This window comes from Rhodococcus sp. 14-2483-1-1, from assembly GCF_002259335.1.
GTDB lineage: Bacteria > Actinomycetota > Actinomycetes > Mycobacteriales > Mycobacteriaceae > Rhodococcoides.
This window is the reverse complement of the sequence record NZ_NPFX01000022.1, coordinates 488,899-502,221: the sequence shown is the minus strand read 5'-3', so window position 1 is coordinate 502,221 and position 13,323 is coordinate 488,899. Positions and strand designations below refer to the sequence as shown.

The following is a 13,323-nucleotide window of genomic DNA, read 5'->3' as shown; positions in this document are numbered from 1 at the left end:
TCGTGTCCAGAACGTCGTCACGTCAGGAACGTTCAGCCTCGACGGCGGCACCTGGGATGTCGAGAACAACATCTGGCTGATCGGCGACGACGACGAGGTCGTCATCGTCGACGCCGCCCACACCGCAGCCCCGATCATCGACGCCGTCGCCGGCCGCACGGTCAAAGCCGTCATCTGCACGCACGGACACAACGACCACGTCACCGTCGCCCCCGAGCTCGCCGACTCCCTGGATGCGCCGATTCTGCTGCATCCCGCCGACGACATGCTGTGGGAGCAGACCCACCCGGGTGTCGGTCACTCGACCCTCGAGGACGGTCAGCGCATCACCGTCGCCGGAACCGACATCCTGGCGCTGCACACCCCGGGGCATTCACCCGGATCGACGTGCCTGTATCTGCCCGAAGCGGGGGAATTGTTCACCGGCGACACCCTGTTCTCCGGCGGTCCGGGAGCCACCGGACGCTCGTACTCGGATTTCCCGACCATCATCGGGTCGATCCGCGACCGACTCTTCGCCCTCCCCGCCGACACCCGAGTCAACACCGGACACGGAGACGGAACCCGCATCGGCGACGAAGCACCACACCTCGAGGAATGGATCGCCCGCGGCAGCTGAATTCCGACACCGCGTTAGGCCGCCTGCCGCATTCGAGGTGGTCGGAATGAGACAGTGGTGGGACGCCGGAGCGTGTGCTGCGGCGTCCCATCGACCCGAAGAGGACGTCTTGTGAGCCCCGCCGCACGCAGAACCCGCCTGTCCATCGCCGCGACCTCGGCAGCGATCGCAGCTCTTGTGCTGGTCGGTTGCAGCTCCACCGTCACGGGAACCCCCGAACCCAGCGCCGGCGTTACCACGTCGTCGCAGCCGGGAACGGATCTGAACACGCTGCTCATCGACCCGTCGAGTTTTCCGGCACCGTACGACGCCCTGGTGTTGCCTCAGCAGGCCATCTCGCAGGCGGCCCCCGACCTCAGCGGAATACCGGCCGGAGCCGAGGTCAGCCCGGCCGGATGCAAGCCGGCCGATCAGGATTTCGGCCCCACCGGCACGGCCATGATCGTCGGCACCGACAACGACAGCCGGTCGACCATCTCCATCGAATTGACAGCAGTCGACGAGCCGCTCTCGACCCGAATGGAGCAGCTCGAACAGTGCGGCGAGGTGACGGCCACCAAATCGGGCGCAACCTCGACGGTGACGTCCACGTTGACCCCTGCACCTCCGATCGATGCGGACGACACCTTGGCCGTCCGGCAGACGGTGGCGTCGGGAGCCGGTGGCGACGCGGTCACTCAGTCGATGCTGACGCTGATGGCACAGATCGACAACGTGCGGGTGTCGGCCACCTTCATGTCGTTCGGTTCCGAGACGCCCGACGCGATGACGCTGGACGAGCTCTTCACCGCGGCGGTGCAGAAGGTCAAGCAGGGGTGACGCGCGCCTAGCAGGAGGGGCCGACAGAATAGGCCCACAACTGCGCGTGCGGGACGGTTCGTCCACAGAAGGCTCGTTCTCCACAGGGCAGTACGGAAGCCCAGCTCACGCTGCGTTCCCCGACGAGAGCGCCGCGAGAATTTCGGGTCATGTACACACCGACGAATTCTCACGACAACTTCCACTCTCGCCGCGTGCGACTCGGCGATGCCAGCGATCTGATGGCAGCGGTACCTGCGATGCTCGGCTTCCATCCACACCGTTCCATCGTGCTCATCGCGGTGAAGGACGGCGGCGCGACCGTCGGTCCCACGATGCGTCACGACCTGGTGCTGGCAGGTGAGCACATCGATCGACGCGCCGGCAGCGGCACCCGGGCGACACCGGAGATGCTCGACGTCATCGGCTATCTGGCCGGCTACTGCGCCTCGGAGAACGTCCCCGCCGTCATTGCGGTGTTCGTCGACGACCGACTCGACCGGACCGTCAGAGGTGCGCACCTGCTCGACGTCGAGGCTGTGGTGGGGGAGCTGGTCACCACCCTTGCGGCGTTCGGGATAGAGCTCAGTGCGGCCCTTGCGACGGCGGAGATCGCCGATTCCGCTGTGTGGTGGTCGGTGTCCGGGCCGCAGCGGCACGGCCGAATATCCGATCCGTCGACGTCGCCGCTGACCGTCGCCCGCGTTCTCGACGGATACTCGGTACGACGGTCGAGGCGCGAGTTGGCCGAGACCATCGCGCCGGGCCCCGAGGGCACGGTACGGGCCGTGGCCGCCGAAATCGCGCGCCTCGGTCGCCGCGGACGTTCTGGCACCGACGAGTTGACGACCGTCCTGTCGTACGTCGCGCGGGCCCCGTACGACACAGAACTGGACCCGGTCGACATTGCTCGGATCGCGGTCGCGATCCGCGCGGTTCAGGTTCGCGACGCGTTGCTTGCCTTGACTCTCGGCGACGATGCGGGGTTTGTCGAGGAATTCTGGGCGATGATCTCCCGTGTACTTCCACGGCGCGAGAGAGCCATCGCTGCAACGCTTCTGGCGTTCAGTGCGTACGTTCGCGGCGACGGACCGATGGCCCGTATCGCGATCGATGCGGCCCTGGAAGCGGACGAGAAATACAGCCTGGCGCGATTGCTGGACAGATCGCTCAGTGCCGGTGCCGGCCCGGAACTGGTTCGCGAAGTCGCCGAGAGTGGATTCGCGTGCGCGCGTGCATGCGGCGTTCGGTTACCCGGCGATCCGTTCGGTCGACGCTGACGGCGCTGTGAGCGCGTCAGTGTGCGGCGTGGGAACGATCGCCGAGCTGTTGCAGAAAGGCCCAGGCGTCGGCGACGATTCGATCGAGATCGGTCAGCTCCGGCGACCACTTCAGCTCCTCCATCGCTCGTGCACTGGAGGCGATGAGAACGGCAGGATCGCCCGCGCGTCGGGGAGCGTGTTCGACGGTGATGGGCAGGCCGGTGACCCTCTCGCAGGACGAGATGACCTCGTGTACGGAGAATCCGGTACCGCTACCGAGGTTGTAGATGGTGTGCTCACCCGGCTGCGCCGCGTCGACCGCAAGGATGTGCGCCTCGGCGAGGTCCGCGACGTGGATGTAGTCCCGGACTGCGGTGCCGTCGGGGGTGGGCCAGTCGGTGCCGAACACCGAGATTTTCTCGCGTTGCCCGAGCGCAACCTGCAGCACGAGCGGAATCAGATGGGTCTCGACAACGCGATTCTCACCGAAGCCGTTGTAGGCACCGGCGACGTTGAAGTAACGGAGGCTGGTGGCGGCGAGACCGTACGCCGACGCATAGGACGTGATCGCGTGGTCGATCGCGAGCTTGGTGGCACCGTAGGGATTGGTCGGCCGGGTAGGAGCGTCCTCGGTGATCGGTGTCTTCTCGGGTTCGCCGTAAGTGGCAGCGGTCGAGGAGAACACCAGTTTCGGAGTTCCGGAAGCCCGCATCGCGTCGAGCAGGGCCAGCGTGGTGACCACGTTGCCGCTCCAGTACTTGTCGGGTGCGACCACCGACTCGCCCACGAGCGACTGCGCGGCGAAGTGCAGTACGGCGTCGAACCCGCCGCCGTTCAGCACCTCCGCGGCAACGTCTCTGACGTCACCCTCTACGAACGTGGCACCACCGGGCACAGCGTCCCGGTTCCCGGTGGACAGGTTGTCCACGACGACGACGTCGTGGCCGCGCTCGAGGAGCACGGCTGCACAGACACTGCCGACGTATCCCGCACCACCGGTAACCAGAAGCTTCACTGTTGCTCTCCCTCACACGCTTGCGGCACCGCCGGCAGTGTGAGGTCAGACCCTCTTCACCTGGACGGCGTGTGCCATTTCATCGGATATGTCGACACCGCTGTGCCCTGGCACGGTGATCGTGACGGACCCGGGCTTGGCTTCGACTGTAACCCGAGCGTCGGGAACAACGCCCGCTTCACGAAGCTGTGCGATCACCTCGGGGTCGGACTGAACATGCTCGGCCAGACGGCGTACGACCACTGCGGTCGGCTGGCCGACCGGCACATCGGTGAGACGGATGAGAGCCTCGGGAGCAAGGGTCGACTGACCGAGACCGAGCTCGGCCAATCCCGGGATGGGGTTTCCGTACGGCGATGTGGTCGGGTTGTTCAGCACGGTGACCAGACGACGTTCGACTTCCTCGCTCATCACGTGCTCCCAACGGCACGCCTCGGCGTGTACGTCTTCCCAGCGCAGACCGATGATGTCCACCAGCAGTCGCTCCGCCAAGCGGTGCTTGCGCATGACGGCGACCGCCAGACTGCGACCCTTCTCGGTCAGCTCCAGGTGCCGGTCTCCCGCGACGGACAACAAGCCGTCGCGCTCCATCCGCGCGACAGTTTGGCTGACGGTGGGACCACTTTGTTCGAGCCGCTCGGCGATTCGCGCGCGGAGCGGAATCACACCCTCTTCTTCCAAATCGTAGATCGTCCGGAGGTACATCTCCGTGGTGTCGACCAGATCCTTCACACTCAACCCCTTCGTCGGGCTCGATCCTACCGTCAGCGCCCCGAAATCGGCGCTGCACCCAACCGGCACGGGCGCGGCGCACCACAACGGCGCTCATCGATTCCCGTGGCTTCTCACAGGGGGACATACGGCACAACACCGGAACCGTGCCACACCATTCCACCCGACAACGTAGTTTTGTCCGTATGTCTGACAAGGCGACACGCGCCGCCGAGTACATCCCGAACCGCCCCGAGGACATCGTCGTGTGGAGCGAGGACTACCTCGGCTACCGGTGGAGCGACGACCACCCGATGAACCCCACTCGACTCGATCTGACCATGGCACTCGCCACCGACATCGGAGTGCTCGCGGGAGTCGAACTCGTCGAGCCCGCTGCCGCCCCGGATTCCGAGCTGCTGCGATTTCACACCAGCGCCTACATCGAGGCGGTCAAACAGGCACCGTCGCAGGGCCCGGCTCTGCGTGACCCCGACGACGTCGTCCACGGGCTCGGTTCCGACGACAACCCGGTGTTTCCGCAGATGCACGAGGCGAGCGCCATGCTGGCCGGCGGTTCGTTGGCCGCAGCCCGCGAGATCGCGTCGGGTCGTGCCCGCCGCGCGGTGAGTATCGGTGGCGGCATGCACCATGCCATGGCCGACTGGGCCTCGGGCTTCTGCGTCTACAACGATGCCGCGATCGCCATCTCGTGGTTGCTGGACAACGGATTCGACAGAATTGCCTACATCGACGTCGACGCCCATCACGGTGACGGCGTCCAGGCAGCATTTCTCGGCGACCCCCGCGTGCTCACCGTCTCCCTGCACCAACATCCAGCGACGTTGTGGCCGAACACCGGTTGGTCGACCGAGGTGGGAACCGAACGCGGCGAAGGAACCTCGATCAACGTCCCGTTGCTGCCGGGCACCGCGGATCGGTTGTGGTTGCGCGCGTTCCATGCGATCGTGCCCGGTGCCGTCGGGGCGTTCCGGCCCCAGATCATCGTCAGCCAATGCGGTGTGGACAGCCACCGCGAGGATCCCCTCGCGGATCTCGCCCTGACCGTCGACGGCCAGAATGCTGCGTTCCTGGCCATGCGCGATCTCGCCGACAAGCACTGCGAGGGCAGATGGTTGGCCGTCGGCGGCGGCGGATACGGCCTCGTACGTGTGGTTCCGCGGGCGTGGACGTACCTCATCGCCGCCGCGCTCGGCCGCGAGATCGATCCGACATCAGCGCTGCCGGACACCTGGCGTGACCGAGTGCGGACGATGGCTCCGAGTGTCGATCTCCCGCAGACCATGGGTGACGGGGGAGACGTGGACTATCCCGCCTGGGACGGACCCGGTGGGTCTCTCGCCGGAACCGACGGCACCGACCGGGCGCTCGAACGCGTCGACTCGGCGATCACAGCCACCCGCCGGGCAGTGTTTCCGCTGCTCGGCCTCGATCCGGAGGACCCGCGTGACTGATCGGACCGGCACCTCGTCGTCGAACTCCTCGTCCGACGAACCTGCCGCGGAGCCCAGCGCGCAGGACCTGGCACGAGAGCGCGCGGAAACGTCGTTCCCGCGCCACTGGGTTGCCGACGTACTGACCTCCGACGGTGGCGTCGTGCATCTTCGTCCCATCGTCCCGTCGGACTCCGAGCGGATCGTCGCCTTCCACGGTCGACTGTCCGAACGGACGAGGTACCTCCGATATTTCGGTCCGTACCCCACAATGCCTCAGCGGGACGTGCTCAACTTCACCACCGTCGATCACCACGACCGCGTTGCGTTCGTGGCCGTACTCGGCGACGACATCATTGCGGTCGGCCGATACGAACGTCTGCCCGAGGGCGACGGCAACTCGGCCGAAGTGGCCTTCGTCGTTGCCGACGCACACCAAGGCCGCGGACTCGGACCGATCCTGCTCGAGCATCTCGCCGGAGCCGCCGCCGAGAACGGGGTCAACATGTTCGTCGCCGAGGTGCTCGCCGAGAACCGGAACATGGTCACGGTCTTCCGGGAAGCGGGCTACCAGGTCAGCAGGTCCTTCGAGGGTGGGGTGCTGCGGCTGGAATTTGCCATCGATCCGAGCGAGGCACTGCTCTCGGTGCGCAATTCACGTGAGCGCGCCGCCGAGGCCCGCAGCGTACGCAACGTGCTCAGCCCCCGGTCGGTGGCCGTCATCGGAGCGTCGACGGACAGCTCGAAGGTGGGCAACGCGGTGCTCGCCAATCTCCTGGCCGGCAACTTCACCGGACCGGTCTATCCGGTCAATGCAGACCACCGGTCGGTCCGCGGCGTTCGTGCGTACGCCACGGTGCACGACATTCCCGACCCGGTCGACCTCGCGATCGCAGCGGTTCCGGCCGACGCCATCGACGCGGTACTCGACGACTGTCTGGACAAAGGTGTGAAAGCACTGCTGGTGGTGTCGGGTGGATTCGGCGAGACGGGGCCTGCGGGGCAGGAGAGCGAGCGCAGATTGGTACTCGCAGCGAGGGCGCACGGGATGCGATTGATCGGGCCCAATGCGCTGGGAGTGGCGAACACCGACCCCGAGTTCGGGTTGAACGCCACTCTCGCTCCGCATCTACCGACGCCCGGCAACGTCGGTTTCTTCTGCCAGTCCGGCGCTCTCGGCATCGCGATCCTGGACGAGGCCGCCAACCGCAGGCTCGGTCTCTCGACATTCGTCTCGGCAGGCAACCGAGCCGACGTGTCCGGCAACGATCTGCTGCAGTACTGGGACTCGGACCCGGCAACCGAGGTGATTCTGCTGTACCTCGAGAGCTTCGGTAACCCGAGAAAGTTCACCAGAATCGCCCGCCGGGTGGCGCGCAGCAAACCCATCATCGCTGTAAAGAGCGGACGCGGAGCCGTTCCGCCAGCACATGCGATCGGCGCCGATATCGACGATTCGATCGTGCGCGCTCTGTTCGCACAGGCAGGTGTCATCCAGGTCGATACCATCTCGGAATTGTTCGACTGCGCAGTCCTGTTCGGTAATCAGCCTCTGCCGGTCGGACCGAGGGTCGCAGTCGTCGGCAACTCGACGGCGCTCGGTGTGCTGGCGGTCGATGCTGCGCGGGCCAAGGGGTTGCATGCGAGCACCCCGATCGACGTCGGCCCACAAGCCGGTCCCGAGAATTTCGCCGAGGCCGTCTCGGCGGCATTGGCTGCGTCGGACATCGATGCCGTCATCGTCGTGTTCGTACCTCCGGTTGCCGTCGAGGTCGAACCGTTCGCGACAACTCTGGGAAACGCCGTTCGTGGATCCGACAAGCCCGTGCTGTCGACGTTTCTCGCCACCGAGGGGATTCCCGACGTACTGGCCGTGCGGGGACCGAGCGGTCATCCGATTCGTGGTTCGGTTCCCTCGTATTCGAGCCCGGAACGGGCGGTTGCTGCTCTGGCCGCGGCCTGGCGCTACTCCGCGTGGCGTTCGCGACCGGTGTCGAACCTGGTTCGGCCCAAGAGCATCGATTCCGAGGGTGCCAAGAACCTGGTCGAGCGATGGCGTTCGGCCGGCAACCGGGGCCGCTGGCTGTCGGATTTCGAGACCGCAGAACTGCTTGCCTGCTACGGGCTCGAGGTCGTGCCGTTCCGCGTCGTGACCGACGAGGACGAGGCCGTGGCGGCAGCCGACGAACTGGGCTACCCGGTGGCGGTCAAGGCGACGGGGGAACGGTGGCGGCATCGACCCGATCTCGGGGGAGTTCGTCTGGACATGGCCGACGCTTCCGCAGTGCGGGTGGCGTACCGCAATCTGGCGGCCGATTCGGGCGATCCGCTGCTGCACGTGCAGCGGATGGCAGTAAAAGGAATCGGCTGCGTCGTACGGGTCCAGGACGACCCCTCGTTCGGATCGCTCATCTCGTTCGGTCTGGCCGGAGTCATCTCGGACCTGTTGGGCGACCGGGCGTTTCGGGTACTTCCACTGACCGAGGACGAAGCTGCCCAACTGATCGACGCGCCGAAGGCCGCACCGCTACTGTCCGGTTATCGCAATGCGGTGCCTGTCGACAAGAAGGCCCTGATCGATCTGGTTCAGCGCATATCCGCACTCGCAGAGGACATCCCGGATATTCGGGAGATTTCGTGCGAGCCGGTGCTGGCCTCCGCCGACGGCGCGCAGATCACCGATGCGCGCGTGCGTATCGGGCCCGAACCGACCAAGGCGGATCTCGGCCCACGTCGGCTGCGCTGAACGAGACAGTCTTCGAAAAGACGGAAGCCGAGTCGACGTCCCGGGGGGAGGGAACGTCGGCCCGGCTACCGCGTCAGGTGGCGCGAACGGGGATGGTCACCGCTGCTCCACCGGTCGGTGGCTGCGATCAGCTGGCGTAGGACCGCAACTTCTCGGCGCGGTCGCCCTGCCGGAGCTTGACCATCACCTCGCGCTCGATCTGACGAACACGCTCACGGGAGAGACCGAACAGCTTGCCGATCTGATCGAGAGTGCGGGGCTGCCCGTCGTCCAGGCCGTAGCGGAGTCGAATGACCTGCTGCTCACGCTCGTCGAGTGTGCCGAGCACGACTCGAACGTCGCTGTGCAGCAAGCCGGCGATGACGGCATTCTCGGCCGACGTCGCCTCCGAATCCTCGATGAAGTCTCCCAGGGGTGCTTCCTCGTCGCTGCCGACCGGCATGTCCAGGCTGACCGGGTCGCGGCTGTGATCGAGCAGATCGGCGATCTTCTCCACCGCGATGCCGGATTCGCTCGACAACTCCTCGTCGGTCGCCTCACGGCCGAGCTGCTGATGGAGCTCGCGCTTGATTCTGGCCAGCTTGTTCACCTGTTCCACCAAGTGGACGGGCAGCCGGATCGTGCGGCTCTGATCTGCCATGCCGCGGGTGATGGCCTGCCGGATCCACCACGTCGCGTACGTGGAGAACTTGAAGCCCTTGGCGTAGTCGAACTTCTCCATCGCGCGAATCAGACCCAGGTTGCCTTCCTGGATCAGGTCGAGCAGGGGCATACCGCGACCGGTGTAGCGCTTGGCAAGAGAGACGACCAGGCGAAGATTCGCTTCGAGCAGGTGGCTCCGCGCGGCGCTACCGTCGCGAACGATGATGGCGAGGTTGCGCTTCTTGACCGCGCTCAGACGCTTGGTGTTCTCGAGAACCTGCTTGGCGTACAGACCAGCCTCGATCCTCTTTGCGAGATCGACTTCTTCGGCAGCCGTCAGCAGCGCCGTACGACCGATCCCGTTGAGGTAAACGCGAACGAGATCGGCTGCCGGGCTCTGGGCGTCCAGATCGGCATCGGTGGGCCGTGGACGAATCGTGGTGCTGGGGCTGGTCATGACTTGCCTCCTGGTCGGTGGTGTCTCACAAGGTTCAACGCTCGGGAGACTCCGATAAGTTCCCACGCCGATCCTTCTGATACCCGTGTGACCAGGGATTACGTCATGGTCGTCCTGAGAAGTTGCTGAGAACTGAGACCGGTGGGAACAGCGCCTCGCGCGAGGCACTCCGCGGCGGTCTCATCGGGCCGGCCGAACCAGCCCGTGCCGGACGAGCCCCTGCATCATCGTCACGGCGTGCGCAGCCAGATCTTCGGGGTCTTCGTCGTGCGCGGCAGCGAGCAACTCGACCAGTTCACCGACCGGCAGACCATCGGGTCGGAGCCCGGCGAGCAATGCCGCACCGAGTTCGTCGACGTCGTGCTGCCATTGCGGGCCGTTGCCGCGATGAACCCGCACCGCCACCGGAGCCCAACCCTCGTCGCCGGGTAGGTAGACGCGTTCGAGTGCAGTGTTCGGGTCCAGAGTGAGTACCGAATCGAGAATGTCGTGCTTGCGCAGCCAGTCCAACCGCGCGAAGTACTCGATCGATTCGTTACCGAGAGGGTCCGAGAAGCCATGGGTGAGTTCCTCGGCGAGAAGATCGGTCGGTGTATCGGTACGGCGGAGATAGACGAAGCCGAAACCGATTCCCTCCACGTCGGCGGCAGCGAAGTGGTCGAGCCAGGACTGCGCAACTGCGGCCGCGTCGGGATCGCGGGGGTCGAGGCCACCGTCGCGCATCCAGGTACCGACGTAGAGAGCCGGATCGGCGACGTCGCGTTCGACCACCCAGGCGTCGACCCCGTGTGCAGGCAGCCACGACGCCACCCGCGCGCGCCAGTCCTCACCTCTGACATGGACCCAGGAGGCCAGGATGGCAGCCGTGCCGCCCGGGGCCAGGTGCTCCGGGGCCTGCCCGATCATCAGTGCGCTTGCACCGTCGAGATCGAGGCCGGAATCACGATAGGAATGCTGCACTTCGGCGCGTCCGACGACGAACGGTGGGTTGGCCACGATGCGATCGAACCGGCGCCCTGCCACCGGCTCGAACCACGATCCGTGCAGCAGCTCGACCTCGAGGCCGTTGAGCGCCATCGTCGCGGCCGCGAGATCCATGGATCTCGGGCTGATGTCGGTTGCGGTCACCTGCTCGGCGTAGCCGCACGCATGGACGGCCTGGACGCCGCAGCCGGTGCCGACGTCCAGAACGGTCGAGACCGGGGACGTGGGCGTCCCCCGGAGCAGTGACAGCGATGCCTGGCCGACGCCCAAGACGTGGTCGGCCGCGGTCTCTGCCACCCGCATGCTGCCGTCCGGATCCGAGACGATCCACCGAGTGCCGTGTCCGGCATCGAGCGGTCGAATGTCGAGCAACGTCCGCACTGCTGATCCGGAGCGGTGGAGAATGCCGGCCGCCACGGCGTCGGCGACGCTCAAGGGTGCGATGGCGTCGGCGACGTCGGACTCGGGGCAGTCGTCGACGAGAAGGAAGAGGCGCACCAGAACGCCCAATGGGCCGGAATTTCGGCTGGCGTTGCGGACCGGAACCGGCTCACTGCGTCCGAGTGCCGCGTGAGCGTCGTCGCCGAGCATCGTCAGGACGCCGTCCGCGTCGTACCCGGTTCGCTCGAAGGCCTCCCGGAGTTGCGAGCATGCGGCGATCAGCGGGGGTGTGGAAGTCGGTGCAGTCACAACGCAAGTGTCGCATCGGCACTCTGGGCAGGCGTCAGTCGTCGCCCGGTTCGATCACTCGGTGGTTGCTCGATTCCAGCTGTGGCTTGTCCACGGTTCGGTAGTCGTACCGGCTCATTTCGTCCTTCGTGCGGGGCGGTCGATCGTTGGCGATCAACACCGCCATCCACGGCAGCGGAATGGACACTCCGACGATCGCCATGGAGATCCACGGATTCATCCACATTCCGTAGGCGAGGGCAGCCAACACCAACGCCGGGATTCGAAAGGACATGATGAACATGTACTTGCGTACACGCTTCTTGTGCTGCTCTTCGACCGACTGCTGTGCCTCGGTGATCAGTACAGGCCCATCCGGCGAGTCGCTGTACGCGCTGCCGTCGAACCCTGGGGTTCTCGTCATACCTCCACTGTGGCACTACCGCTCACAGAATGCATACGACGAGCTGTGGAACCGGTTACCCCTTGCTGTGGATCCACGGATTAATCTGTGTCCATGAGCACTCAGACGAAGGACCGTCCCGACATTGCGCCGGACGAGACCACCGAGGACGACCGGCCGAAGTTCTTCCACTACGTGAAGAAGAACAAGATCGCCGAGAGCGCCGTGATGGGTACACACGTGGTCGCCCTGTGCGGTGAGGTGTTTCCTGTCACCAAGTCCGCGAAGCCCGGATCTCCCGTGTGCCCCGACTGCAAGAAGATCTACGAGGGCCTGAAGAAAGGCGAGTGACGACCTACTCGGCGGTGGGCTCGCGGCGATCCGGCCGGCCACGATCTCCGGCCAGCTTGATCGGTCCCGTGGCGAGCCGTCGAGCAACGGCCGTCACCGGTCCCGACGGCTTGTCGTCGGTCGCTGCCTGCGCCGCGATCCACTCGCGCATCTGGTCCATTCGAGTTGCCCGGGCCGGCCAGAACTCCTGAATAGTGGCGTTGAACTCGGCTCCGAGAACGACGGCGAAGCCGAGGAAGAACGTGAACAGCAAGAATGCGATCGGCGTGGCCAGCGCGCCGTAGGTGTACCCCGTGCTCGTCACCCAGGTGAGGTATCGGCGGAGCACCGCGCTGGCGATCATGAAGAACACGCCTGCGAGCAGAGCCCCACCGAGCAGTCGGTGCCACGGCAGCGAGGTGTGCAGGGCGAGCTTGTACAGCGTGGTCAGACCGATGATCAGCAGCAGACCGACGGCCGGGTAGTAGAAGAAGTCGATCAGTTCGCTGCCGAACGTGATCCACGAATCGGGCAAAATCTGCTGGACGTACACCGGTCCGAGCGCGACGAGTGGGAGCACGAACACCGCGATGACGAGAAAGCCGACGTAGAGAAGCAGGGCGAAGAACCTTTGCCAGACGGGATTTCGCGCGTCGGCCTGTCCGTGCGCTTCGACGATGGAGTCCACGAACGTCGAGATCGCCGACGAGCCGGCCCACAGCGAGAGCAAAAAACCCACCGAGACGATCTCGCCGCTTCCCTGCGCGAGGACGTCTCGAACGGTCGGAGCGATGATCTGATCGACAACGCTGCTGCTGAAGAGCGTGTTGCTGAAGGTGATGATCTTGGACTCGATGATGTCGACGGTGTTGGGGCCGAACCATCCACCGACGAATCCCAGGCTGCCCAGCACACCGAGAAGGAGCGGCGGCAGCGAGAGGGTCTGCCAGAACGCTGCCGTGGCGGCCTTGCTGAAGATCGAGTCGTCCCACGCTTTGCTCAGGGTGCGCAGAGTCACTTTCCACACCGCACGTATCGGCTTTCTCGCCGACAACCGCTCCGGTGTCGGCGTTGTGCCTGTTGACTCACTCATGGTCTCTCCAGCATTCCTGACGAAAGGCGTCTTCGCCTAACGACCGACCCGCCGTGTCGCGTCCGGTTCACCCCAGCGATGCGGGATCGGTCGGTGTGGAGCGATAGGCTCCACGGCGGACACTGCAGGGCTACCGAGAG

The 13,323-nt window shown here is 65.6% G+C and carries 12 protein-coding genes; 6 read left to right on the top strand and 6 right to left on the bottom strand.

The genetic code is table 11. From position 1 onward, the window contains the following. From CH294_RS23265 to CH294_RS23255, 3 genes are all read left to right on the top strand, one after another. A partial coding sequence (locus tag CH294_RS23265; RefSeq protein WP_094739153.1) for an MBL fold metallo-hydrolase occupies nucleotides 1–619 on the top strand: 619 nt, incomplete at its 5' end. 111 nt (nucleotides 620–730) lie between these two features. Then, on the top strand, nucleotides 731–1,438 hold the full coding sequence (locus CH294_RS23260) for a DUF5642 family protein (RefSeq protein WP_094739152.1): 708 nt from the start codon (nucleotides 731–733) through the stop codon (nucleotides 1,436–1,438). A 149-nt stretch (nucleotides 1,439–1,587) separates the two neighbouring features. Beyond that, nucleotides 1,588–2,697, top strand: a complete 1,110-nt coding sequence (locus CH294_RS23255; RefSeq protein WP_094739151.1) for a DUF4192 domain-containing protein — start codon at nucleotides 1,588–1,590, stop codon at nucleotides 2,695–2,697. A 16-nt stretch (nucleotides 2,698–2,713) separates the two neighbouring features. Here CH294_RS23255 and galE read toward each other — a convergent pair whose 3' ends face one another. Continuing rightward, a complete protein-coding gene (gene galE, locus CH294_RS23250) occupies nucleotides 2,714–3,694 on the bottom strand; it encodes a UDP-glucose 4-epimerase GalE (protein WP_032403287.1) in 981 nt (326 codons plus the stop codon). A 45-nt stretch (nucleotides 3,695–3,739) separates the two neighbouring features. Then, entirely contained in the window at nucleotides 3,740–4,426 is a 687-nt protein-coding gene (locus CH294_RS23245; protein ID WP_032403288.1) for a metal-dependent transcriptional regulator, read from the bottom strand. Between the two features lie 185 nt (nucleotides 4,427–4,611). Here CH294_RS23245 and CH294_RS23240 point away from each other — a divergent pair, with 185 nt between their 5' ends. After that, entirely contained in the window at nucleotides 4,612–5,880 is a 1,269-nt protein-coding gene (locus tag CH294_RS23240; RefSeq protein ID WP_052058623.1) for an acetoin utilization protein AcuC, read from the top strand. Between the two features lie 67 nt (nucleotides 5,881–5,947). After that, nucleotides 5,948–8,605 carry a bifunctional GNAT family N-acetyltransferase/acetate--CoA ligase family protein gene (locus CH294_RS23235; protein WP_094739199.1) on the top strand — a complete coding sequence of 886 codons (2,658 nt, stop codon included), beginning with the start codon at nucleotides 5,948–5,950 and terminating at the stop codon, nucleotides 8,603–8,605. 127 nt (nucleotides 8,606–8,732) lie between these two features. Here CH294_RS23235 and CH294_RS23230 read toward each other — a convergent pair whose 3' ends face one another. From CH294_RS23230 to CH294_RS23220, 3 genes are all read right to left on the bottom strand, one after another. Beyond that, nucleotides 8,733–9,704, bottom strand: a complete 972-nt coding sequence (locus CH294_RS23230; RefSeq protein ID WP_032377730.1) for a sigma-70 family RNA polymerase sigma factor — start codon at nucleotides 9,702–9,704, stop codon at nucleotides 8,733–8,735. A gap of 180 nt (nucleotides 9,705–9,884) precedes the next feature. Beyond that, complete coding sequence (locus CH294_RS23225) at nucleotides 9,885–11,378, bottom strand: methyltransferase (RefSeq protein ID WP_094739150.1); 1,494 nt, start codon at nucleotides 11,376–11,378, stop codon at nucleotides 9,885–9,887. 34 nt (nucleotides 11,379–11,412) lie between these two features. After that, nucleotides 11,413–11,781, bottom strand: coding sequence for a DUF3099 domain-containing protein (locus tag CH294_RS23220; RefSeq protein WP_032377732.1), 369 nt, complete (start codon nucleotides 11,779–11,781; stop codon nucleotides 11,413–11,415). A 93-nt stretch (nucleotides 11,782–11,874) separates the two neighbouring features. Here CH294_RS23220 and CH294_RS23215 point away from each other — a divergent pair, with 93 nt between their 5' ends. Further along, on the top strand, nucleotides 11,875–12,111 hold the full coding sequence (locus tag CH294_RS23215) for a DUF3039 domain-containing protein (RefSeq protein ID WP_032378432.1): 237 nt from the start codon (nucleotides 11,875–11,877) through the stop codon (nucleotides 12,109–12,111). Nucleotides 12,112–12,115: 4 nt separating this feature from the next. Here CH294_RS23215 and CH294_RS23210 read toward each other — a convergent pair whose 3' ends face one another. Next, complete coding sequence (locus CH294_RS23210) at nucleotides 12,116–13,183, bottom strand: YihY/virulence factor BrkB family protein (RefSeq protein ID WP_052058624.1); 1,068 nt, start codon at nucleotides 13,181–13,183, stop codon at nucleotides 12,116–12,118. Nucleotides 13,184–13,323: the final 140 nt, after the last annotated feature.